This is a genomic window from Candidatus Nitrosopumilus koreensis AR1 (genome assembly GCF_000299365.1).
Lineage (GTDB): Archaea > Thermoproteota > Nitrososphaeria > Nitrososphaerales > Nitrosopumilaceae > Nitrosopumilus > Nitrosopumilus koreensis.
The window spans coordinates 53217-74981 of sequence record NC_018655.1 but is presented as its reverse complement, the minus strand read 5'-3'; the positions used below and the strand labels follow the sequence as shown (position 1 = coordinate 74981).

Annotated in this window: 23 protein-coding genes; 13 read left to right on the top strand and 10 right to left on the bottom strand. The window is 33.2% G+C overall.

From position 1 onward, the window contains the following. Nucleotides 1-27: 27 nt before the first annotated feature. The 5 genes from NKOR_RS00350 to tes all read right to left on the bottom strand — a co-directional run bounded on the left by NKOR_RS00350 (nucleotide 28) and on the right by tes (nucleotide 5743). Nucleotides 28-1185, bottom strand: a complete 1158-nt coding sequence (locus NKOR_RS00350; RefSeq protein ID WP_014962385.1) for a DegT/DnrJ/EryC1/StrS family aminotransferase — start codon at nucleotides 1183-1185, stop codon at nucleotides 28-30. Between the two features lie 22 nt (nucleotides 1186-1207). Continuing rightward, nucleotides 1208-2539, bottom strand: a complete 1332-nt coding sequence (locus NKOR_RS00345; RefSeq protein ID WP_016939510.1) for a B12-binding domain-containing radical SAM protein — start codon at nucleotides 2537-2539, stop codon at nucleotides 1208-1210. Nucleotides 2540-2591: 52 nt separating this feature from the next. Beyond that, nucleotides 2592-3608, bottom strand: coding sequence for a glycosyltransferase family 4 protein (locus tag NKOR_RS00340; RefSeq protein ID WP_014962383.1), 1017 nt, complete (start codon nucleotides 3606-3608; stop codon nucleotides 2592-2594). A 71-nt stretch (nucleotides 3609-3679) separates the two neighbouring features. Further along, nucleotides 3680-4111 carry a hypothetical protein gene (locus NKOR_RS00335; RefSeq protein WP_232203003.1) on the bottom strand — a complete coding sequence of 144 codons (432 nt, stop codon included), beginning with the start codon at nucleotides 4109-4111 and terminating at the stop codon, nucleotides 3680-3682. Between the two features lie 60 nt (nucleotides 4112-4171). After that, the gene (gene tes, locus NKOR_RS00330; protein WP_014962381.1) at nucleotides 4172-5743 is read right to left on the bottom strand and encodes a tetraether lipid synthase Tes; all 1572 of its coding nucleotides are present in this window, start codon (nucleotides 5741-5743) and stop codon (nucleotides 4172-4174) included. Between the two features lie 207 nt (nucleotides 5744-5950). Between tes and NKOR_RS00325 the strand changes: the two genes are divergently transcribed. From NKOR_RS00325 to NKOR_RS09800, 3 genes are read left to right on the top strand one after another with little or no spacing between them, the layout of a single operon-like run. Beyond that, nucleotides 5951-6718: a TrmB family transcriptional regulator gene (locus NKOR_RS00325; RefSeq protein ID WP_014962380.1), complete on the top strand. Its 768-nt coding sequence runs from the start codon at nucleotides 5951-5953 to the stop codon at nucleotides 6716-6718. A gap of 2 nt (nucleotides 6719-6720) precedes the next feature. Continuing rightward, a complete protein-coding gene (locus tag NKOR_RS00320) occupies nucleotides 6721-7179 on the top strand; it encodes a metal-dependent transcriptional regulator (protein WP_014962379.1) in 459 nt (152 codons plus the stop codon). A 42-nt stretch (nucleotides 7180-7221) separates the two neighbouring features. Next, nucleotides 7222-7386, top strand: a complete 165-nt coding sequence (locus NKOR_RS09800) for a hypothetical protein (protein WP_008296916.1) — start codon at nucleotides 7222-7224, stop codon at nucleotides 7384-7386. 4 nt (nucleotides 7387-7390) lie between these two features. On the opposite strand, the gene NKOR_RS00315 is transcribed toward NKOR_RS09800, so the two are convergent. Further along, nucleotides 7391-7810 (bottom strand): secondary thiamine-phosphate synthase enzyme YjbQ, encoded by a 420-nt coding sequence (locus NKOR_RS00315; RefSeq protein ID WP_014962378.1) that lies wholly within the window; start codon nucleotides 7808-7810, stop codon nucleotides 7391-7393. Between the two features lie 150 nt (nucleotides 7811-7960). After that, entirely contained in the window at nucleotides 7961-9148 is a 1188-nt protein-coding gene (locus NKOR_RS00310) for an RNA-guided endonuclease InsQ/TnpB family protein (RefSeq protein WP_083879815.1), read from the bottom strand. A gap of 158 nt (nucleotides 9149-9306) precedes the next feature. Here NKOR_RS00310 and NKOR_RS00305 point away from each other — a divergent pair, with 158 nt between their 5' ends. Genes NKOR_RS00305 through NKOR_RS10175 form a run of 3 tightly spaced genes read left to right on the top strand, consistent with a single transcriptional unit; the run spans nucleotide 9307 to nucleotide 10801 of the window. Further along, on the top strand, nucleotides 9307-9720 hold the full coding sequence (locus NKOR_RS00305; protein ID WP_014962376.1) for a hypothetical protein: 414 nt from the start codon (nucleotides 9307-9309) through the stop codon (nucleotides 9718-9720). Nucleotides 9721-9752: 32 nt separating this feature from the next. Further along, nucleotides 9753-10670, top strand: a complete 918-nt coding sequence (locus tag NKOR_RS00300) for a pelota family protein (protein ID WP_232212229.1) — start codon at nucleotides 9753-9755, stop codon at nucleotides 10668-10670. Continuing rightward, nucleotides 10574-10801, top strand: a complete 228-nt coding sequence (locus NKOR_RS10175; RefSeq protein ID WP_338032540.1) for a pelota family protein — start codon at nucleotides 10574-10576, stop codon at nucleotides 10799-10801. Before NKOR_RS00300 ends, NKOR_RS10175 begins: the two co-directional genes overlap by 97 nt. Here the strand turns inward: NKOR_RS10175 and cutA are convergent. Next, nucleotides 10798-11109, bottom strand: a complete 312-nt coding sequence (cutA, locus tag NKOR_RS00295) for a divalent-cation tolerance protein CutA (RefSeq protein WP_014962375.1) — start codon at nucleotides 11107-11109, stop codon at nucleotides 10798-10800. The two genes, NKOR_RS10175 and cutA, sit on opposite strands and share 4 nt — an antisense overlap. 88 nt (nucleotides 11110-11197) lie before the next feature. Here cutA and NKOR_RS00290 point away from each other — a divergent pair, with 88 nt between their 5' ends. From NKOR_RS00290 to NKOR_RS00280, 3 genes are all read left to right on the top strand, one after another. Further along, a complete protein-coding gene (locus tag NKOR_RS00290; protein WP_014962374.1) occupies nucleotides 11198-12349 on the top strand; it encodes a site-2 protease family protein in 1152 nt (383 codons plus the stop codon). Between the two features lie 43 nt (nucleotides 12350-12392). Further along, entirely contained in the window at nucleotides 12393-13307 is a 915-nt protein-coding gene (locus NKOR_RS00285; protein WP_014962373.1) for a TIGR00269 family protein, read from the top strand. A gap of 93 nt (nucleotides 13308-13400) precedes the next feature. After that, nucleotides 13401-13733 (top strand): DUF5655 domain-containing protein, encoded by a 333-nt coding sequence (locus tag NKOR_RS00280; RefSeq protein WP_014962372.1) that lies wholly within the window; start codon nucleotides 13401-13403, stop codon nucleotides 13731-13733. On the opposite strand, the gene NKOR_RS00275 is transcribed toward NKOR_RS00280, so the two are convergent. Continuing rightward, a complete protein-coding gene (locus NKOR_RS00275) occupies nucleotides 13730-14008 on the bottom strand; it encodes an acylphosphatase (RefSeq protein WP_014962371.1) in 279 nt (92 codons plus the stop codon). The genes NKOR_RS00280 and NKOR_RS00275 overlap by 4 nt on opposite strands. 50 nt (nucleotides 14009-14058) lie before the next feature. Then, the gene (locus tag NKOR_RS00270; protein ID WP_014962370.1) at nucleotides 14059-14793 is read right to left on the bottom strand and encodes a 50S ribosomal protein L2; all 735 of its coding nucleotides are present in this window, start codon (nucleotides 14791-14793) and stop codon (nucleotides 14059-14061) included. Between the two features lie 105 nt (nucleotides 14794-14898). Here NKOR_RS00270 and NKOR_RS00265 point away from each other — a divergent pair, with 105 nt between their 5' ends. The 4 genes from NKOR_RS00265 to gatE all read left to right on the top strand — a co-directional run bounded on the left by NKOR_RS00265 (nucleotide 14899) and on the right by gatE (nucleotide 21761). Further along, nucleotides 14899-17067, top strand: a complete 2169-nt coding sequence (locus NKOR_RS00265; protein WP_014962369.1) for a CDC48 family AAA ATPase — start codon at nucleotides 14899-14901, stop codon at nucleotides 17065-17067. A 65-nt stretch (nucleotides 17068-17132) separates the two neighbouring features. Further along, nucleotides 17133-18536 (top strand): MBL fold metallo-hydrolase, encoded by a 1404-nt coding sequence (locus NKOR_RS00260; protein WP_014962368.1) that lies wholly within the window; start codon nucleotides 17133-17135, stop codon nucleotides 18534-18536. 22 nt (nucleotides 18537-18558) lie between these two features. Continuing rightward, nucleotides 18559-19848: a Glu-tRNA(Gln) amidotransferase subunit GatD gene (gene gatD / locus NKOR_RS00255; RefSeq protein WP_014962367.1), complete on the top strand. Its 1290-nt coding sequence runs from the start codon at nucleotides 18559-18561 to the stop codon at nucleotides 19846-19848. Nucleotides 19849-19856: 8 nt separating this feature from the next. Then, nucleotides 19857-21761 (top strand): Glu-tRNA(Gln) amidotransferase subunit GatE, encoded by a 1905-nt coding sequence (gene gatE, locus NKOR_RS00250; protein ID WP_014962366.1) that lies wholly within the window; start codon nucleotides 19857-19859, stop codon nucleotides 21759-21761. The last annotated feature ends 4 nt before the right edge of the window (nucleotides 21762-21765 follow it).

The window sequence follows — 21765 nt, the reverse complement described above, 5'->3', positions numbered from 1 at the left end:
TAGTGAATGAATTTCATTCATAAAGAATCATGTTTTTTTAAGTTCAGAAAATGTATTATTAAGAATTTTTAGTTCCTCATTAATTTCAGATTGGCTTCGCCATCTATGTATATCAAGAAACAAACTGGTTTTAAGAAAGTTTTCAGAATTTGGATGGATTTTCTTTGGTCGGTATTTTCGATAAAGTGGAATGTTGTATTGAGTGGTTTTATATCCAGAACTGATAATTTTTCCTGGTCGTAAGTTTAATCCCTTTATGTCAGAGATTTGTTCATTCTTAAGAAATTTTTTCCTGTTTTTTGTAAGTCTTTCAAGAAATTTTTCTCTTGAAATCCCATGTGTAGAATCATATCGACATCCAATAATGAGAAATGAATGTTCTACATTTTTTGAAATTATAGGTGGAAGAATATTTTCAGGAAGATTTTTCATGATATGGGTTGCATTTTTTCGAAAGTTTTTCAAAATATTGGGTAATCGTTTCAGTTGAACAATCCCAAATGCAGCTTGTGCATCAGTTAGTCTTAAGTTAAATCCAACAGACATTTGATCTTTGTAATACTCTCCATGATTTCTGATACTTCTACATTTTTCAGCAAATTCTTCATTGTTTGTTACAATAATTCCCCCTTCTCCTAAAGTTGTGATATGTTTTGTTTCTTGAAAACTAAAAATTCCACAATCACCCATACTACCAACAATTTTATTTTTAGATTTTGCACCCATGGCTTGTGCACAATCTTCAATGACAAACATACCATATTCTTTCATGGTTTTAATCATTTCAAGATTACAAGGATGTCCCAAAAGATGAACAGGTATTGCAAATGGAGATTTTTTTGAAAAATCAAAATCCATGCAATAAGATTCAGGATCAATGTCAACAAAATTTGGAGAGCCTCCACATGCAACAACTTGAGAAGTAGTGGCTGTGAAAGTTATAGATGGAACACTTACTTTTTTCATATTTTTTACTCCAGCAGCTAATTGAGCTACAAACAATGCACTTGTTCCTGAATTAACAGAAATTCCATATTTGCATTTATGAAACCGAGCAAATTCTTTTTCGAATTTTTGAATAATTTCTCCACCCAAAAATTTATTGGTATAACCTGAAAGGAGCGATGATTTGGTTATAGATTTTTTTACAGCATTTATTTCCTCATTACCAAATCTTTGAATCATAGTTTTCTACCATTAGTTTCTCTTACATTGCACCCATAATGGAATCAAGGGTTTGGGACCCGCCCATTCCTAATTTTTGCTTTTTTCTAATTATTGGTGCAAGTTTATCGGAATATTTTTCAATTAGTCTGGCTTGTTCAGTACGTAGTTCCTGATTAGTGAGGTTGCTTGAACTCCATGTGGTATTAGAAAATTCGTCGATTTGTGACCAATCTAGTTTATCATATTCAGGTTTCCAATATGCTGTTCCAGGATATGGTGCAAGAATTGAAAATCCAATAATTTCAGGATCAACATAATCAATCAGTTCTTCAGTTTGTTTTATTGTTTCATAAGACTCTAATGGAGTCCCTAGTAATGCATAAGTCCTCCGTTTTATTCCATATTTTTTTGAAACATCAAATGCTTTTTTGATCATCTCAACAGTAGTTCCTTTGTTGATATCACGGTGAATTTCCGGGGAGCCGGATTCTAATCCCATCCAGAACTCTTCACAATGGGCCTTTACTGCCATCTCACACATTTCATCATCTACTTTATCACATCTCATGTTACATCCCCACGGAACATTTACTTCTTGTTTTATCATTTCCTCACAAAGTTTTAGAAAATGTGCTCGGGAAGGATTTGTTTCAGCATCATTCATTTTAAAAAATGTGATATTGAATCGATCTCGTACCTCAATCATTTCTTCTACAACTAATTTGGGGCTTCGTCCACGTAATCTGACTGCTCTTTCGTATTCAAGATCATCGTTTTTAAGACCCGCTTTTCTCCATATTGTCCCAAATTGACCCTCTGCACAAAAGGTACAACCAAATGCGCATCCGCGTTCAGTCATAATAGAAGTAACTCTTCGTCCCTCATCTTTTTCAGCAATTGAGATATATCGATTCAAGTCTATAGAGTCTCTATCAGGATTGGGAATTGAATCAACATCAGCAATTGGAGTACTGCTGACAAGTTTTTGATTTACATTTCCATTTAAGATATCCAGCATTGATTGTTCACCTTCGCCAACTACAAGATAGTCGATTGTAGGATCATTTAGAAATTTGAAAGGTTGCAAAGAAGGCCCATAACCTCCAGCAATTGTTTTCATAGAGGGATATTCCTTCTTTACAAGTTTACTTAATTTTTTAATGTGTGGAACCTGCGGTGTTGTTCCACTAAAGCCTACATAGTCAGAACATGAAATTTGATTTAGAATTTGTTCATCAGAGTCAAAAAAGCCATCTAGAATTTGTACCTCGAGATTACCTTGGTATCTGTCTTTAATGAAAGATGAAACATACATTAAATTTGTTGGTTCCCAAACACTTGGGTATCGGGCTCTGACTAGACTTACTTTCATTGTTTTCATCTTTTAATTCCAAATTTAATATAAAAAGATATGAATCAAAAAACTAGGCAGAGTTATAGACATCCAAGTATTTTTGCCCAACATGTTCCCAGTCGTAATTGGTTACGATTTTAAAAGCATTTTCTGACAGAATTTTTTGTTTTTCAGGATTGGCAAATAAATCATTGATTGCATCATAGATCTCTTCAGGATGATTTGGTGCAATAACATATGCAGTCTTCATATGAAGTATTGTCTCTTTGTTACCACCAACAGATGTAGCAATTATTGGAGTTTTACAAGCCATAGCTTCTAGCAAGGTAGAACTTGTACCGCCCTCCATAATTGAAGGTTGTATGAGAATATCTGAACCACGAATCAATTTGATCATATTTTCTTTAGGCTGATATCCTAAAAAATGAATATTAGAAAATTTTTTTGTTATTTCTCTAACCCCATTCTCTTCAGGTCCCGAACCAGCTACAAGTAGATGAATGTCTTTTGACAATTTTTCTGAAATTTCCAACAAGTCTAAAATTCCTTTTTCTTTGGATAATCTACCTGCATAGATTATTTGTTTTTGATAACGTCTGTCTTCATCATTTGGAAATGATGAGATGTCAATTGCATTTGGGACAACAGTGACTTTGTATCCTTCTTTTGTGTATTCATCATACATTTCTTGTGAAGGAACTGTTATTACATCAGCCCATTTTAATGCATTTTTCTCTAATTTTTTAGATATTCCTCCTGCAGTTTCACCATGAAGTAATGAGATTTGTTTTGAAAAATCTCCTTGTAAAGAAAGTATTTTTTTTCCATTTACATTTTTCATGGCCAAAGCAGACATAGGATTTTGGGCATGAACAATATCATAGTTTTTTTTAAATTTACTTTTAATAAAAGAAGAAACCATAAAGCTAGGATTTTTTAATCTTTTGATAGGAATTGTAAAAGTATTTTCAGATGAGATGATATCAACCTCATTACCCTTATCTTCTAAGAATTTTTTTAGTCCTTGAACATGTTGAGCAATTCCTCCTATACCTGAACTCGTAGGAGAGATCATTAGAATTCGCATAAAAATTAAAAATTATTGTTTCTATTAAAGGTCTATATTTGTTAAGGAATGAGTCTAGAAAGAGTATTTCATTATGTATTTCTAAGATCAGTTATTCCAGGTTCTGGCAGATTATTTTTATCTCGATATTTTTTTGCCTCTTGAGCAAGGTTGGTAAAATAATAACTAAATTGTTTGCTTGCAGGATCTTTTTTGCTTCTTTTATTTTGTTCTTTTTGTAGATAGTTTTCTAAAATAATCCAAATCCTTCTAATAGTGTCTGAGTATAAGGGAAATAGTTGTTCTTTAATTTGAAATTCTTCAACAAGAAAACCTATTTCATCAAAATCACCATTTAATTTTTCTACATAATGTATAGTTTCAAGATCTAAAGATTCTAAATTTTCAAATTTTCTATCAAGATATGATTCATAAATTTTTTTCCTAGCAAACCTACTTTCATTGTGTCGTAAGATACGTAAAACTTCAAGCAAAGCAATTGTTTGAGATTCAGATAGAGTCACAATCAAAAAATGTTTTACTGAGTTGAAAAATGTTATTAATTAAAAATAGATTTATTGATTTTACATTGTTGCTTGCGCTGCATCATGGAACATCTGGCTCTTTGCACAGCCAGCAGCAAGTTCGTCACCTGCGCCACGCCTCATAAGGCCACGGTACAGACCATCTTCGAGTTTGACGCCTTCTCTTTCTTCCCACTCTTCAACAGTAATAGAATACTTTTTCTGAATTCTGTCTCTATACCATTCTGGAATTACATTAAATGCACAGAATGGAACTATTCTAAGGTCAGGAGTAACATAGTGAATATCACATCTTTGCAGTCTTTCTAGGTCCTCGTTGTATTTGTCTTGGAAGTGCATCATACCAAGGAATAGTCCTTTGACGTGCCAAGAACCAACTGAATCAAATGATCTCTTCATGAGTATATTTCCAAACATCTTTGCCAAGTCTAATCCTGCTGGCTGTTTCTTTGAATCAACAAATCCTTTGAGTTTTCTTACAACTTCAAGCATTGTAAAGTATTTGTTTTTACCAGAACGAATTTCCTCTGCCTTATCTTCAAATAATTCTAACATTCCTTGGATGTCACAAAATTTTGTTAATGGGACAAACTTCTTTGTTTCTTCATCTTCAAAGATGTATGTTCCAGCACCACAAGCAAAGTGAATTGATAATTCGTATTTTGGTTTGCTTGAGAACGCTTCAATCACGTTTGTTAATGGCATACAACTTGGTACTGGGAACCAGTCATCAATGGTTACCTCACCATTTGTTTGCTCTTCAATTCTTTGGATACAATCAGGAACAGTAATTCGGTATTTTTCACGTTCAGTTTTACCCATTCTACCAGTTAGTGATACTGGTTGGAAGTTTACAGCATGAACTACATCCATGTTCTTTTGAGCATATCTGATAATTCCGCCTAACTCATGATCATTAATTGATTTGATTACAGTTGGAACAAATACTACAGTGGTTCCAGTCTTTCTGCAACTATCAAGTGCATATGGAATTTCCCAGTGATTCTTTGGGTTTGTTCTTGCAGTTACACCGTCAAATGAGAGATACAAGTTGTTACATCCAGCAAGTCTTACTTCGCGTGCAGCTTCAGGATCCATTGCGTGTCTAATTCCATTGGTGTTCATCTGAATATGATCAACACCTTCTTCTTTCATAATTTTGATAACATCAGCAATATCATCTCTAAGCATTGGTTCACCACCGGTAATTTGCATAGAGTTTCCAGGAATTGGTCTTTCTGCTCTCAGAGTCTTCATCATTCCTCTGATTTGAGTATGATCTGGTTCATACATGTAAGCACCTTCTAGACCTTTCTTGACATAAAAGAAACAATACCAACATGTCAAGTCACATCTGTTAGTTACAATCATGTTTGCCAATCCACTATGAGACAAATGGTTTGAACACAATCCACAGTTATTTGGACAAGAACATTTGTCAATCATTACATTTGGAGAATGTGCGCCTTTACCATCCATCCAATAAGTACTAAATTTCTTGTATAATTCGTAAGAACCAAAGTACAGTTCCTCACATTCACCGTGAGTTGGACATACTTTAGACATGAAGACCTTATTATCTCGCTCAAATACTTCAGCATCTAAAATCATGTTACAATCTGGACAAATGCTTTGAGTGAATCTAATAGTAGATTTTTTCCTAAATTTTTTGTAGATTGATTAGATATCTGAATCAGTGCCATGCTTCTATAGGCATTTTTCTGAAATGGTATATAATGCATTTCATACTTGGCCTCGGGTGGAATTTAGGAAGTAGGCATACGTGATTTAAATATCAAAACTGAACGACTAGATCGCATGAGCATATCTGATAAGACAAGAAAGGCTTTAGAAAAAATAGGTCTAACAAGTTATGAGATCAGAACATTTTCTGCATTGCTAAAATCAGGAGAACTGACAGCATCAGAGCTTAGTCAAAAATCAGGAGTGCCATATTCAAAAATTTATGAAGTTCTAGGTACTCTAGAGGAGAAAGGATGGATTGGGACAGATGATTCTAGACCAACAAAATATTTTGCAAAATCACCGTCAACAGGACTAGAAACTACAAAGCAAAAAATGGAAAATGATTTTTCGCAGAATCAAAGTGTCATTCTAAATGAGCTAGTTCCATTGTATGAAAAAAGTGGAACTAGTGAAAAGCCAGACATCTGGGTATTATCAGGCGCAATAAACATTGCAGCAAAGATTCTAGAGATGGTTGAAACATGCAGAAATGAAGTAATGATTGCGTTACCTGAAGCAGGAGAAGAATTAGTAAAACAAGCATTGCCAAAATTAAGATCACTTCATGACAAGGGAGTGGAAATTACAATACTCACATCAGATAAGATGGATAAAGAGTACATCAAAGCAATCAAAAGAGTTGCAACTGTAAAAATCAAGAAAGGTTTGTTTGGAGGAGGCATCATTTCAGATAAAAAATATGTCGTAATATTATTGGGTCCAGCAGTTGCTGCTGAAAATTCTTCAGAGGTAGTTGCAATTTGGGCAGATCATGCAGGATTAGCAGGATTTGCACGTCAATATTTCGAATATTTATTAAAAGATTCAAAGAAGGTGTAATTATGGATGTATTAGATGATGATGAAGAAACTCTGTTTGTAGGAACGGCAGAAGCTGAACATGTGGAGATGTATCTTAAAGCAATTTGGCACATCAAAGAAAGAGGAGAAGAAGTCAAAATTAGCACAATTGCAAAGATGCTCAATGTAAGACAACCAAGTGTAGTGCAAATGCTAAAAAAACTGAACAGTAAGAATTTGGTCACTTACAACAAGGCAGGGGTCAAACTTACAGATGAAGGTCAAGCAATTGGTTCTAGCATGATGAGAAATAGTAGATTATTAGAAGTTTTGATGGATAGTGCACTCAAAGTGGATATCGATGAAGAAATGGTATGCGGCATAGAACATCATATGAACAAACAATTTACAGATGCATTATGTACAATGCTAAAACATCCAAGAAAATGTCCTCATGATCATGACATTCCAGTTGGAGAATGTTGTAAAGCATCTTCATAGCAACATCCTAAAAGATATATCATCTTAGAAATTAGACTATGCATGGCATGTTTTTGCGGATGTGAAACGTATGAAAAAAATGATGACGGGTTCAAAATTGCATGTGTAAAATGTGGACATGGACCTCAAAATCATGATGAAGAATTCAGGGCTGCTGCAAGAAAGAATGAATCACAAAGTCAAAAACGTGATGCAGATTTTGGATAGAAAACTATTCACCAATTATTTTAACTAAAACTCTTTTTGGTCGTTTTCCATCAAATTCCCCATAGAAAATTTGTTCCCATGGACCAAAATCTAATTCACCATTAGTAATTGCAACAACTACTTCCCTTCCCATCACTTGTCTTTTTAAATGGGCATCTGCATTATCCTCTCCAGTATCATTATGCTTGTATTGATTAACTGGAGCATGAGGTGCTAATTCTTCTAACCATTTTTCATAATCATGTAGTAGTCCACCCTCATTGTCATTGATAAAAATACTTGCAGTAATATGCATCGCATTAACAAGACACAAACCTTCTTTGACTTTGCTTTGAGTTACTAATTTTCTAATATCAGGAGTAATATTGACAAAGCCTCTACGTGATTGAACATTAAAGGTCAGATATTCAGTAAGGGAGTTCATAAATTTTCTAAGTGAATCACCAATTAAAATCATAGGCAGGCTCAGAACTCAAGATCCTCATCATCATTTCAAAGGGATAGGTTCATCACCACCTGCAAACCATGTTTGAGCGAGATTCCTATTGAGTCTTTCAAGAAGCTTGGTGAACTATCATCTAAAACGTTGGATGATTTGTTCCTGCTTCACAGACCTCATAGAGATCTCTACAGGCGTTACTTTCCACAGTTCCTGAGGTAGATTATCTTGACCAAATATTTTCAATCCTTTTTGCAAGATGTTGATGCTTGCGTTGTAATCTCTATCAATTACAAGATTACATTTACCGCATCTATGAATTCTAACAGTTAAACCCTTTGGCACTTTGTTGCCACAACGTGAGCAATCAATAGTTGTATTTTGAGATGATACTTCAACCAACAGTTTGCATTTGTATTCCAATTTTTGCAAAAACATTCCCCAACTAGAATCCATTATACTTCTAGATAATCTACGATTTTTTACCATGTTTAGTTTTTCCAGTTTTTCTACAAATACGACGTCATTGTTTTTTGCATATTGTGTAGATAGTTTGTGCTGAAAGTCTTTTCTTCTATTTGCTATTATTTCGTGTATTTTCTGTAAGTGTCGTATTGCCTTGAGTCTGTTGTTTGATCCCTTCTTTCTTCTAGATACCTTTCTTTGTGCTCTTGCAAGTGGTTTTAGCATCTTTTTGAGGTTTAATGGATTTGGTGTGGAGCAACCATCTGAATCATACGTGAATGATTTTATGCCGACATCAATTCCGACTGATTTTTTGAAATCAATTTTTGGAATGTTGAACAATGATTCCACAATATCGCATGTTAAACATGCATACCATTTTCCTGATTTGGATTTTGTAACTATAACTTGTTTTATGTTTGCATTATCTGGAAATTTCCTATGTCTTCTGATTTCTACATATCCAATCTTTGAGAGATGCAATAATGTTTTATCTCCACGCTTTTCAAATTTGAATCCTGACTGGTTATACGTGAAAGTACGATATTCATTGTATATCGCAAATTTTATAGTGCCTGTTTTGTATCCTTTCTTGTTTAGTTTAATTAATGATTTCTCTGCCGATTCAATCTGTGTCGATACCATTTGAAGCATTTTACTGTAATAGTTGTAAAGCCAGGGTTCTGATTGTTTTAGTTCAGTTAAAAAATAATTCATATCATTTCTACTAAGAAATGATTTTTTAGCTTGTTTTACAAATTTGTTGTATAACCATCTGCATACTGCCAAATTATTTTGTAAATGACGTTCTTGGTTAGAATTTGGATATAATCTAAATTTATAATTCCGAGTAAACATAATTACTCCCAACACATTGATCTTAAAGCATCTGTGATGGAAAAAAAGCTAATCTTAGATTAACTTATGAAGCATATTCAAATAGAAAAATAGCAGGCAAGCAACGCATAAACAATTTTACATAATATTATAAATGGCCAATAGATTATTCATTCAAAATGGTTGCAATTGACACCCCGGCATCAGTAGAGAGTTTTAGAAGATTCATCATCTCTAGTACATGCAAATCTTATGCTCCAAGAAGTTATTTGGAGGACTCTGAAGTATTTGCAGAAAGAGAAGACAGTCTAGGTGCAATTTATGTCGAAGCAGCTGACAAAGTAACATTGAAAAAAATTAGAGACATTACATTTGTTAATGCAAGGGACATTCTGGGAATCATCTATAATTCAAAGAGTGGCAATACATCTCTCAAATGGCGTCAATTAAAAAGAAATCATGGTAAAGTAACGGGTGAAGCATCTGCAAATTCTTTAACAAATTTGGCTGAATCAGGAGTTCTTACTTTGGATTGGGTTGAAAGTTACCTGAAGAAGAAATCTGAAGAAAAAGCTAACGAAGTAACAAACTAAACTCTTTTCTCTTTGTAGACTAGAATAACAACATGATTACAAAGAAAATTGATGATAATTTAATTTCTGTAATTCCAGAAGATTCTGATGATCTTTTGAATTTACGTAGAATAATTAAAGAAAATGACAAAGTTATTGGCGATACAACTAGAGTACTAAAACAAGATAAAGACTATTCAAGGCCAGACAAAGGAGAGAGAATTAAAGTTCGAATTGCATTAACTGTAGAAAAAATTTCACTTGATGACGTGTTAGATAGATTAAGAATCGGAGGAACAATATCTGAATCAAGTAATGAATCAGTACCACATGGAACACATCACTCATTTATTTTGAAAATTAATGATGGAATTACAATCTCAAAGAAAAAATGGTTACCATTTGAAAAAAATCTTTTAGAATCAAGTAACAACCAAGTTGGTTTTGTGCTAGTAGCAATAGACACAGGAGATAGTGGAATTGCAAGATTAAGAGGAACACATTTAGAATTTATGCCAAATATCTATTCAGGTTCTGGAGGAAAGAGATACAAAACTAATTTTAACATCGAAAAATTCTTTGAACAAGTACAACAAGCAGTTTCAACTATTCTAAAAGATGGAGATGAGATAGTAATTTTTGGTCCTGGTGAAACAAAGAAAAGATTTGCAAATTTTATTCAAAAATCTCCAAATTTTCAAAAAATCAAAGTACAGGTGGTTGAAGGAATAGATTCCGGAGGAGAAGATGGAATTTACACATTTACAAAATCCAACACAATGAAAGATATAATGTCAGATAGTAAACTGGCAAAAGTATCATCAATTATCGATGAAGTTATGCTTCTTGCAAATAAAAAAGTAAAAAATTCACTATGGGTTTTGATGAGACGTTTAATGCAAACCAAATGGGAGCAGTTGAGTCTCTTGTTTTTTCAGATAAAGCAATTCAAGATGATGAACAAAAAATGATAGATTTTCTAAATGATGTCGAGAAAAAGGGAGTGAAGATGTATAGTGTCGACTCGTCTACAGACATCGGTCTAAGAGTAACAGGTTTGGGAGGAATTGTTTCCTTGTTACGATATTCAGTAGAATCTTAATTTGTAGAGTCTATCAGCCAATCAAGGTATGGTTTGTTTATTGAAGCTAGATCAATTTCAGCAATTTCAGGAACATCATATGGATGGGTTTCCTTGATTTTTTCTTCAAGTAATTTCTTATTCTTTGACGTAGTTTTAAAAATAGCAATGTATTCAGAGGTATTTTCAATTTTTTTGTTCCAAGAGTAGATTGAAGATATTTTAGAAATATTGACACATGCGACTGTCTTATTTTTTACAAACACTTTTGCAAGTTTTGTGATTGATTTTTTATCAGGATATGTTGAGATGATCACTGCCGGTTTCATAGTAACCGATAAATGTCCGTACCTTAAAAAAATTACAATTAGTTTGGAACTTGATTTTATTACCCAAAATTCGATTATCTATGTGTTAATGGCATGGGTTGTTATTGTCATTGTTGCAAAGGGGCTAAAATTAGAAAAACACGGTTTTGAAATAAAGGCATACAGTCTAACTTACAAAAATAAACAAGTCAACTCAATACTTTTGAAACTTCTTAGTCGGACAAGAAGAGGAATTAGAGTTTTTGCAGATGTAAGTGTAATTTCAGGTTTTCTCATGATGGGTTTTGCATTTTGGTTTTTGTTAAATAATGTTGCAAACTTTTTTGTTGCACAAACAGAATTCTCAGAATTGACGGTTCTGATTCCAGGTGTAACATTGACCTCAGCTGCATCAATCACATATTTTCTATTATCAATTCCAGTTGTACTAGTAATTCACGAAGGTGCACATGGAATTGTTGCAGCATTAGAAAAAATCAAGATCAAAACAGGAGGTTTTGCAATATTCATCGCAATGTTTGCAGGGTTTGTAGAACCTGATGAAGAAGAATTCAACAAAGCAAAAAAAATTTCAAAGCTTAGAGTAATTGGAGCAGGAGCCACATCAAATGTAATTTTTGCATTCGTTTTAGGAGCAATTTTACTTACAAACCCATTTTTTGCAATGGTTTTACCTGAACCACTTTTGAGTTCATTTTATGAATTACCAGAAGGTGTTCTAATTCTTTCAATCATTGAAAACTCAGGAGCTGAACAAGCAGGATTGCTTGCAAACGACATTATAACATCAATCAATGACAAACCGATTTTAAGTCCGGTTGATTTCCCCAGTTTGAATCCAGGAGATATGGCAAGTGTTTCCGTGCTTAGAGACGGACAGCCTTTAGAATTTAATCTTGAAGTAATGGCAGCACCAGATGATCCAGAAAGAGGATTGATCGGTATTATGAGAGATAATTCATTTGCATACAAACCGGTAATGAATTTCATTGAATGGAATGATCCAAATGTTTCAATGTTTCTCTTATGGCTTTGGATGATATCATTTTTCATCGGAATAATCAACATGCTTCCATTACCAATTTTAGATGGTGGAAAATTCATCCATACAATAATTGATAAAAGAATTTCAGAAAAATCGGTAAATGGCGTAATGTGGGGAATCTATGCATTCACTTTTGCTTTATTTGGCCTAAATATTGCCCTATCATATCTAAAATCTGGTTGGTTCACAATATAGAAAATACCTAAAGAATCATTAATGAAAAAAATTATTCAAGTTCATGAAATGTGATGGCTGTGAAAATTTAGCAGTTTATACTAGAAAGTATTCAGGACAAAAACTATGTTCTGAATGTTTCTCAAATTCAATTGTAAGAAAAACTGCAAAAACCATTTCCAAGCACAAAATGATTCAGAATAATGAATTAGTTGCAGTTGCAGTATCCGGAGGCAAAGACTCATTGGCACTCTTGAAGATTATTCATGAAATGTCATCGACTCATAATTTTAGAATTAAAGCAATTACTATTGATGAAGGGATTCCAGGATATAGAAATGAAGCACTGGAAATTGTTGAAAAGTTTTGTGGAAAATTAGGTGTAGAACACAAAGTTTACTCTTACAAGGATCTGTTTGAGATTACACTCGATGAAGCGTTAGACTTGAGAGAGAATGAGAAAACATCATCATGTTCAATTTGCGGTACTCTTAGAAGAAGAGCAATTGATCATGCTGCAAAAGATATCGGCGCAGATGTCATTGCAACAGGACATAATCTAGACGATACATTACAAACATTTGTCATAAACATGCTTTCAGGAGATACTAACAAGATTGGATGGATGGATCCTGATACATCTTCAAACTCTTTAAGAAAAATCAAACCATTTTGTGAGATATACGAATCAGAAATAGTATTTTATGCATTTACAAATAACATTCCATTTCAATCAGAACCTTGTCCTCACATGAATGAGGGAATAAGAACAGAAATTCGTGAATTTCTAAATTCATTAGAAAAACAACATAGTGGAATTAAAAATAATTTGTATCAATCAGTTCTCAGAGTATCAAACATCGTAAAAGAAACAAACTATAAAGAAAAAATGATTTGTAAGAAATGCGGCAATGATTGTACAGGAAATGTATGCTCAGTTTGCAACATGGTATTGAAACTAAAAGAGAATCAAACCTAATGCAAATATAGCATACTTTGTTTTAGAAAAATTGGTAGTAGGTAGGATCGGGGTGCCAGCCGTGCCCTGTTCTAAATTCAGATTTACAAATTCATGGAAGGAATGATTTCATTTGGAAACAAAAGAAGTTATGAAGAGTTTAGAAAACAAATTCCCACTCAAGTATTACCGCTTTTTGATTCAATTAGAGAATTTTGTTTTGGTTTAGGAGAAAATGTGGTTGAAGATGTCAGAATGCACAGAGTTGTTTTTTGCAAATCAATGACATTTCGATGGTTTACAGACATAGAGCCTCAAAAAGAAGGTGTGATCATAAAAATTCAGAAGAATAGAAAAGAACCTGTAGGAATTATTCAAATCAATAAAGACCAACAAATTTCTGAATTTGGCGATTTGATTAAAGAAGCATACGAACAAATTCATTAATACAAAACATCAAACTTTGAAAATTCGCCAGTAAATTTTTCATTACGGATTTCTACATCTTCAACTATCGCATTTGCAGGGCCACCATGAGCCCACTCAACTAGACGGCTGACATTTTCTTCATCTCCTTCTAAAACAGCCTCAACACGACCGTCTTTGAGATTTTTTACCCATCCAAAAACATCATTTTGTATTGCTCTTGTTTTCAACGTCTGACGAAAAAAAACACCTTGAACTCTACCTGTTACAAAAAGTCTAATTCGTTGATTTGACATTTAACAAAGATTGTTTGGAGCTATTAATCAATTTTGGGTCAAATAGAAAATTACTTTCTTTCTTTAATTCTAGCTCTACCAGTCTTTCTTGCAGCAATACTTCCAACTTTTGCTCCAGGAGGAGCATCTCTAGAAACAGTGGAACTTTGCCCAACATGTTGATGACGACCACCACCGTGTGGGTGAACATAAGCTGCTTGAGCAACACCTCTGACTATTGGATATTTCTTTCCTTTAGCTTTGAAGTTTCTCCATTTACCTCCTGCACTCATAAATGGCCTTTCACTAGATCCGCCTCCAGCAAGGGTTCCAATCATGGCTCTATTTTTTGGATTTAGAGTAGTAAATTTTCCAGAAGGAAGTTTAACAGTAACACCTTCATCACCATGAGAGAAAACAGTTGCATCAGTTCCTGCAGATTTTACAATTGCTCCACCATCACCAAAGTGCTTTTCAATATTACAGACTATAGTACCATCAGGAATATTTTGAATGCTAATTACATTTCCTTTTTCAATTTTTGATTTTAATCCAAATTGCAAAGTTGTGCCAACTTTTGCACCAAGAACCGCTGGAACAAATGATACTGATCCATCTTCAAATCTAACTTTAGCTAAAGGTGCTTCTCTTCCACGTTCATGAACAAGATCAATAATTTCTCCTTCATGTTGTTCAGATAATGAGAAACGAGGATAGTTTGCTTTGGTGCCTACTTTTCCAGTAGATGTAGATCTAAATTGATTTCCTCCACGGCCACGTCTTCTTACTAATGGTCTCTTACCCAAAGTTGATCGTTTCCTACGTAAAGAGGATTTTAAGCTTGTGATTTTTACCTGTCATTTAGAGAAATTACCACAAAGGTATAAAAATTAGACAGAGGGCATTTGTATATGAGCCAAAATGCACTCTCTCTCAAAGTTCTAGAGGCATACACTAGAGATGTTGGAAGAGGAGTAGCAAGAATTGATTATGATTCTATGGACACATTAAATGCCTCCACAGGTGATGTTATAGAAATTAAAGGTAAAAGAAGAACAGTTGCAAAATGTCTTCCACTATATCCATCTGATGAAGGAAAGGGGATTATCAGAATCGATGGACTTGGAAGAAATAATTCAGGAATTGCAATTGGGGATACAATTTCAGTTAGAAAAATCAAAGCAGTTGCTGCAGAAAAGGTTGTAGTTGCACCATTAGAAGCAATTCCACCAATTGATGAGAGATATCTTGCAGATGCTTTAGAAAGCGTTCCTTTGATTAAAGGGGATAATGTAATGGTTCCATATTTTGGTGGACGTTTAACTTTTCAAGTAATTGGAGTTACACCGGCTGCGGATGCAGTTTTGATTACTCAAAAGACTGTTTTCCATATTGCAGAAAAAGGAGAAACATTACGTGGAGTTCCACAAGTAACTTATGAAGACATTGGAGGCTTAACTGACGAGATAAAGAAAGTAAGGGAGATGATTGAACTTCCGTTAAGACATCCTGAAATCTTTGAAAAGTTAGGAATTGAAGCTCCAAAGGGTGTTTTGTTGTATGGCCCACCAGGAACAGGTAAAACATTGCTTGCAAAAGCTGTTGCAAATGAAAGTAATGCTCACTTTATCAGTATTTCAGGTCCAGAAATTATGAGTAAATTTTATGGTGAAAGTGAAGCTAGGTTAAGAGAAATTTTCAAAGAAGCAAGAGAAAAAGCTCCTTCAATTATCTTTGTTGATGAAATAGACTCTATTGCACCAAAGAGAGAAGAGGTTACTGGAGAAGTTGAGAGAAGAGTTGTTTCTCAAATGTTATCATTAATGGATGGTTTAGAAGCAAGAGGTAAAGTAATTGTAATTTCCGCAACAAATCGACCAAACGCAATTGATCCTGCACTTAGAAGACCAGGCAGATTTGATAGAGAAATTGAGATTAAAGTTCCCGATAAAAAAGGAAGAAAAGACATTCTTGCAATTCACAGCAGAAATATGCCGTTATCTGATGATGTTAATATAGATAAGATATCAGCAGTTAGTCATGGGTATGTTGGAGCAGACTTGGAATATCTATGTAAAGAAGCTGCAATGAAGTGTTTGAGAAGATTATTACCTATTCTAAATCTTGAAGAAGAAAAAATTCCCCCTGAAACTTTGGATAAATTAATTGTAAACCATGAAGATTTCCAGAAGGCATTGATTGAAGTTACTCCATCTGGAATGAGAGAAGTTTTCATTGAAAATCCAGATGTGAAATGGGACGAAGTTGGTGGTTTAGAAGACGTAAAACGTGAATTGCAAGAAGCAGTTGAATGGCCAATGAAATATCCAGCACTATATGATAAGTTAGGACATAATATGCCAAGAGGAATACTACTTCACGGTCCAAGTGGTACAGGTAAAACATTGCTTGCAAAAGCCGTTGCAACTCAAAGTGAAGCAAACTTTGTTTCAGTTAGAGGTCCTGAATTGTTATCCAAATGGGTAGGTGAATCTGAAAGAGGAATTAGAGAAATTTTCAAAAGAGCAAGACAATCTGCACCATGTGTAGTTTTCTTTGATGAGATTGATTCAATTGCACCAATTAGAGGAGCAGGAGGAGAAACTGCAGTCACCGAAAGAGTTGTCAGTCAATTACTTACAGAGTTAGATGGAATGGAAAACATGCACGGAGTCGTTGTGCTAGCTGCAACAAACAGAGCAGATATGATTGATCCAGCATTGTTAAGACCAGGCAGATTTGACAAAATTATTCAAGTACCAAATCCAGATAAAGATAGTAGAAAACGTATTCTGGAAATTAATGCTGAAAAAATTCCTATGGGAGAGGATGTTGATCTAGAAAAGATTGCCGAAATTACTGATGGAATGAGTGGAGCAGATGCCGCATCTATTGCAAACACAGCAGTATCACTAGTTATTCACGAATACTTAGACAAACACCCAGATGTAAAAGATGTTGAAAAGAACAGTATTGAGGCCAAAGTCACTATGAAACATTTTGAGGAAGCAGTAAAGAAAGTAAGAGAACAAAAAGACCTTAAGATGGGAGAAAAACTAGTAGCATCATATTATAGATAAAACTAGAAATCGCATGATAATAACAGATATTTTTAAAAAATATCTGGGTTGAATAGATAAAAATAATGAAAATTACTTCTTTAAATTCTGCATCTGTTCTGATAGAAGATGAGAATGTCAAAATTCTTTGCGATCCATGGTTAATCGGAGAAGAATATTTTGGTTCATGGGGAATTTACCCACCATATGAATTCAAATCAGAGATGTTTGAAGATATAGATTTTATTTACATAAGTCATATACATCCGGATCATTGTAGCAAACAAACTCTACAAAATCTTGACAAGAAAATTCCAATCATAATTCACAATTTTCCTGAGAAATCGTTGAAATTCAAAATTGAAGAATTGGGATTCAAAGTAATTGAACTTGAACATAATATTAGAATTAGATTAAAAAATAATGTTTTCATAAATATTCTTGCAGCAGATAATTGTGATCCAAACATTTGTGGAAAATTAATGGGTTGTGGACTATTAGAAGCAAAATTTGGCACCACACAAATTGATACAATGTCAGTTATCGATAATGAAAAAGAGGTGATTGTTAATACTAATGATTGTCCATTCCAAATTGCAAGAAATACAGCAAAATTAGTAAAAACACTCTATCCAAAAATTGATGTATTGTTAGTAGGATATGTTAAGGCATCATCCTACCCACAAACATTTGAGCTTGAAACCAAAGACAAAATAATCGAATCAAAAAAGAAACAAGAACAAAAATTAGAGACTACAAAAGATTTCATTAATTTATTTGAACCTAAATTTTATATTCCATTTGCAGGAAGATATACTCTAACAGGGAGATTTAATGAATTAAATCAATTTAGAGGAGAACCAGAATTAGAGTATGCTTTTGAATGGTTAAAGCAAAACATCCCAAAAGAAAAACATAAAGGAATAATCTTAAATCATAATGAATTTTTTGATATCAGTAAAAATCAAATTTCAAAAGAATATGAACCAATAAACCTTAAAGAAAAACAAAATTATGTAAAAAATAATTTTTTGAACAAATCATTTGATTATGAAAAAGAAGAAATTCCAGAAATGTCTGAATTGTTAGAATTAATTCCAAAAGCTTATGAAAATTTTGAATTGGTTAGAAAAAAAATTGGCTGGACATCAGATACTACAATTATTTTACGACTAGATGTAAATAATAACAAAAAAGATGATGAACCCATAGCTATTGCAATACCATGTAACGGAGATGGAACCCAACTAATAATGAATGAAAAAGATATTTCAAAATTTGAAAAATATTTGCAGATGTCACTTGATTTAAGATTACTAAAATGGTTATTGTTAGGTCCAAAAAAAGCTCATTGGAGTTTAGTAGATATTGGTTGCCATATAAAATACAAAAGAATTCCAAATACGTATGAACGTGCATTATATTATTGTTGGAATAGATTTTTTGTGTCCAAAAATAAGAAAAATGAAGAGATAGCTAGTTTTAATTAAATAGCAAATCTAATTCTCGTAAATGTCAGAATATAGGGGATATGAAGGAGATTCATTAGAATTTCTAAAGAATAATCAAGTGATAGTTGGCGATTCAGTAAAAATTCTCTCAGACATCACGTATTCAGGCATAATTATGCCCAGATATGAGCACAGCGATGACAAACACATTGTTTTGAAATTAAAGAGTGGATATAATGTCGGATTAGAGATTGTAAAAATTAAGAGAGTTGAGAAAATCCAATCTTCAGAAAAAATTGTTGATGAGTCTGAAAAAATAAACAAAATAGAAGGATTACCAAAAATATTGCTACTTTCAACTGGAGGAACAATTGCAAGTAAAGTTGACTATAGAACAGGAGCAGTTACTCCAGTGTTAACTGCTGAAGAATTGAATTCATCAGTTCCTGAACTTTCTAAAATTGCAAATATTGATGCGGAAGTTTTGTTATCAGAATATTCTGAAAACATAATGCCAGAAAACTGGTTAGATATTGCAAAAAAAATTAGTAGTTATTCAAATTCAGATTATTTAGGAATCATTGTTGCTCATGGAACTGATACAATGCATTATACATCATCATTTCTTTCATTTGCATTAGCAGGATTTCCAATTCCAATTGTTTTAGTTGGCTCACAAAGATCTTCAGACAGAGCATCATCTGATGCAGCATTAAATTTGATTGGAGCAACAAAATTCATTACAAAAAGTAAAGCAAAAGGAGTATACATTGTGATGCATAATGATGAAAATGATAATACTGTTGCATGCCATATTGGAACAAGAGTTAGAAAAAATCATACAAGTAAACGAGGAGCATTTCAAACAGTAGGGGACGATCCTGCGTTCATAATTGCAGAAGAAAAAATTCAAAAAAATATGTCTAAAGAATTCTACAAGACTCAAGAATTTCAACCAAAAATTAACCTAGATACAAAAATTGCTTTGGTAAAGTATTATCCTGGATATGATCCAGAATTAATTGAACATATTATTGATAGGGGATACAAGGGAATAATCTTTGAAGGAACAGGGTTAGGACATGTTGGAAGAGTCACGTATGATTCCATAAAAAAAGCCAATGAAAAAGGGATGTTTCTAGGCATGACATCACAGTGTATTGATGGAAGAGTAAGAATGACTGTGTATGAAAGTGGAAGAGATCTCCTAAATTTAGGCATAGTTCCTCTAGAAAATATGATTTCAGAGGTAGCACTAGTAAAAGCAATGTGGGCCCTTGGGAATACTCAGAATATTGAAGATGTAAAAGAAATTATGCTTGACAATATTGCATCTGAAATGTCAATCTAGGAGAAGAAATGTCAGAATTTTTAATAGATGGATTAGGAGTAAAGGTAGGACTTGAGATTCATCAACAACTAGATACAAATAAGAAATTATTTTGTAATTGTACACCTGTCGATACAGATGAATATTCTATTAAATTTCAAAGAAAATTACGTGCTGCTAAAAGTGAATTAGGAGAATATGACCCAGCGGCATTATTTGAAAAATCAAAATCAAAAACCATAATGTATTTTGCAAACCCAGAAAGCAGCTGTCTGGTTGAGCAAGATGAAGAACCACCACACGAGTTAGATGAGGATGCAAAGAAGATTTCTTTGGTTATTGCATCAGCTCTAAAATCAAATATATTTAGAGAGATATATCCAATGAGAAAAACAGTTGTAGACGGTTCAAATACAACAGGATTTCAACGTACAATGCTAATTTCCCAAGGAGGTTCTTTTAACGTAGACGGCAAAGAAATTGGAATTCAGTCTATTTGTCTTGAAGAAGATGCTGCAAAGATTTTGGGAGAAGATGGTTCAATAAAGAAATACGGTTTAGAACGCTTAGGAATACCTTTGGTTGAAATTGCCACTGAACCATTTGAAGTAAAACCATATGAAATTAAAAAAATCGCATTAACATTAGGGAGAATTTTAAGAAGTACCAAAAAGGTAAAAAGAGGATTAGGTTCAATTCGACAAGATGTTAATATTTCAATTCAAGATGGAAGTGTTGTAATTGAAGTTAAAGGAGTTCAGCAACTTGATCAGTTAGAAAAAGTAGTAGAATATGAGGCTAAAAGGCAGCATGGATTGTTAAAAATCTCAAAAAAAATACAGAATATTGATTGGGCTCACAATAAAAAAGATAGAAAAGATATCACAGAGTTATTTAAAAAATGTAAATCAAAAATTGTTCAAAACGCCATAAAGAAAAATCAGAAAATTTTTGGGATTTCATTTAGAAATATGTCAGGCATGTTTGGATATACACCACATGAGGGAATTAGATTGGGAAAAGAAATAGCAGAACTAGTCAGATTTTTTGGAATAGGAGGTGTTTTTCATTCTGATGAATTACCAAATTATGGTATTGAAAATGAAGATATTGAGGATTTGAAAAAAACTTTAGAAATCAATGACAATGATGGATTTTTAATTTTGGCAGCACCAGAAGAAAAAATGAATCAGGTCATAGACCAGATAATTTTGAGGATTGAATACATCAAAAAGGAAGGAATCCCAATTGATACGCGATTAGCAACTCAAAGCGGAGAGACTAAATTTCTAAGACCAAGACCCGGTGCAGCAAGAATGTATCCAGAAACAGATATTCCGCCAATAATAATTTCAAAAAAAGATCTAGACAACGCAATAAAGGACATTCCCAAATCATGGGATGACTCAATTAAAGAACTAGAAACAAAATACCAACTAAATCTCCAATTGTCGGAACAGCTTTTTGATTCAAACTATTTTGAATTATTTGAAAATATAATTAAGAAAACCAATGTAAATCCCACGTTTGTCGCATCAGTATTATGTTCAACTATAACAAATTTAGAGAGAAATGGGTTAGATTCAAAATTACTAAAAAATAAAGAAATCACAAAAACATTTCAATTTTTGGAAGAAGGAAAAATCACTAAAGAATCAGTTGAAATTATTTTCGAAAATATTATGAATGGAAAATCTCAGACAATAGAAGATGCAATGAATTACGCCTCAATTGAGACTGTAGATGAATCAGAATTAGAGGACATATGTCATCAAATTGTTGAAAACAACCAAGAAATTGTAAAAAATCAAAAAGAAAGAGCGATTGGACCTCTAATGGGAATTGCTATGAAAGAATTAAGAGGTAAAGCACCTGGTGAAACAATCAATAAACTTCTTTTGAAAAATATCAAAAATAAATTAGAAAATAACTGAATTA

Bases quoted from the DNA above. Each gene is read 5' to 3' on its own strand.
- NKOR_RS00350 (WP_014962385.1), bottom strand. From the start codon at position 1,185: ATGATTCAAAGATTTGGTAATGAGGAAATAAATGCTGTAAAAAAATCT.
- NKOR_RS00345 (WP_016939510.1), bottom strand. From the start codon at position 2,539: ATGAAAGTAAGTCTAGTCAGAGCCCGATACCCAAGTGTTTGGGAACCA.
- NKOR_RS00340 (WP_014962383.1), bottom strand. From the start codon at position 3,608: ATGCGAATTCTAATGATCTCTCCTACGAGTTCAGGTATAGGAGGAATT.
- tes (WP_014962381.1), bottom strand. From the start codon at position 5,743: ATGATTTTAGATGCTGAAGTATTTGAGCGAGATAATAAGGTCTTCATG.
- NKOR_RS00325 (WP_014962380.1), top strand. From the start codon at position 5,951: ATGAGCATATCTGATAAGACAAGAAAGGCTTTAGAAAAAATAGGTCTA.
- NKOR_RS00320 (WP_014962379.1), top strand. From the start codon at position 6,721: ATGGATGTATTAGATGATGATGAAGAAACTCTGTTTGTAGGAACGGCA.
- NKOR_RS09800 (WP_008296916.1), top strand. From the start codon at position 7,222: ATGGCATGTTTTTGCGGATGTGAAACGTATGAAAAAAATGATGACGGG.
- NKOR_RS00315 (WP_014962378.1), bottom strand. From the start codon at position 7,810: ATGAACTCCCTTACTGAATATCTGACCTTTAATGTTCAATCACGTAGA.
- NKOR_RS00310 (WP_083879815.1), bottom strand. From the start codon at position 9,148: ATGTTTACTCGGAATTATAAATTTAGATTATATCCAAATTCTAACCAA.
- NKOR_RS00305 (WP_014962376.1), top strand. From the start codon at position 9,307: ATGGTTGCAATTGACACCCCGGCATCAGTAGAGAGTTTTAGAAGATTC.
- NKOR_RS00300 (WP_232212229.1), top strand. From the start codon at position 9,753: ATGATTACAAAGAAAATTGATGATAATTTAATTTCTGTAATTCCAGAA.
- NKOR_RS10175 (WP_338032540.1), top strand. From the start codon at position 10,574: ATGGGTTTTGATGAGACGTTTAATGCAAACCAAATGGGAGCAGTTGAG.
- cutA (WP_014962375.1), bottom strand. From the start codon at position 11,109: ATGAAACCGGCAGTGATCATCTCAACATATCCTGATAAAAAATCAATC.
- NKOR_RS00290 (WP_014962374.1), top strand. From the start codon at position 11,198: ATGGCATGGGTTGTTATTGTCATTGTTGCAAAGGGGCTAAAATTAGAA.
- NKOR_RS00285 (WP_014962373.1), top strand. From the start codon at position 12,393: ATGAAATGTGATGGCTGTGAAAATTTAGCAGTTTATACTAGAAAGTAT.
- NKOR_RS00280 (WP_014962372.1), top strand. From the start codon at position 13,401: ATGGAAGGAATGATTTCATTTGGAAACAAAAGAAGTTATGAAGAGTTT.
- NKOR_RS00275 (WP_014962371.1), bottom strand. From the start codon at position 14,008: ATGTCAAATCAACGAATTAGACTTTTTGTAACAGGTAGAGTTCAAGGT.
- NKOR_RS00265 (WP_014962369.1), top strand. From the start codon at position 14,899: ATGAGCCAAAATGCACTCTCTCTCAAAGTTCTAGAGGCATACACTAGA.
- NKOR_RS00260 (WP_014962368.1), top strand. From the start codon at position 17,133: ATGAAAATTACTTCTTTAAATTCTGCATCTGTTCTGATAGAAGATGAG.
- gatD (WP_014962367.1), top strand. From the start codon at position 18,559: ATGTCAGAATATAGGGGATATGAAGGAGATTCATTAGAATTTCTAAAG.
- gatE (WP_014962366.1), top strand. From the start codon at position 19,857: ATGTCAGAATTTTTAATAGATGGATTAGGAGTAAAGGTAGGACTTGAG.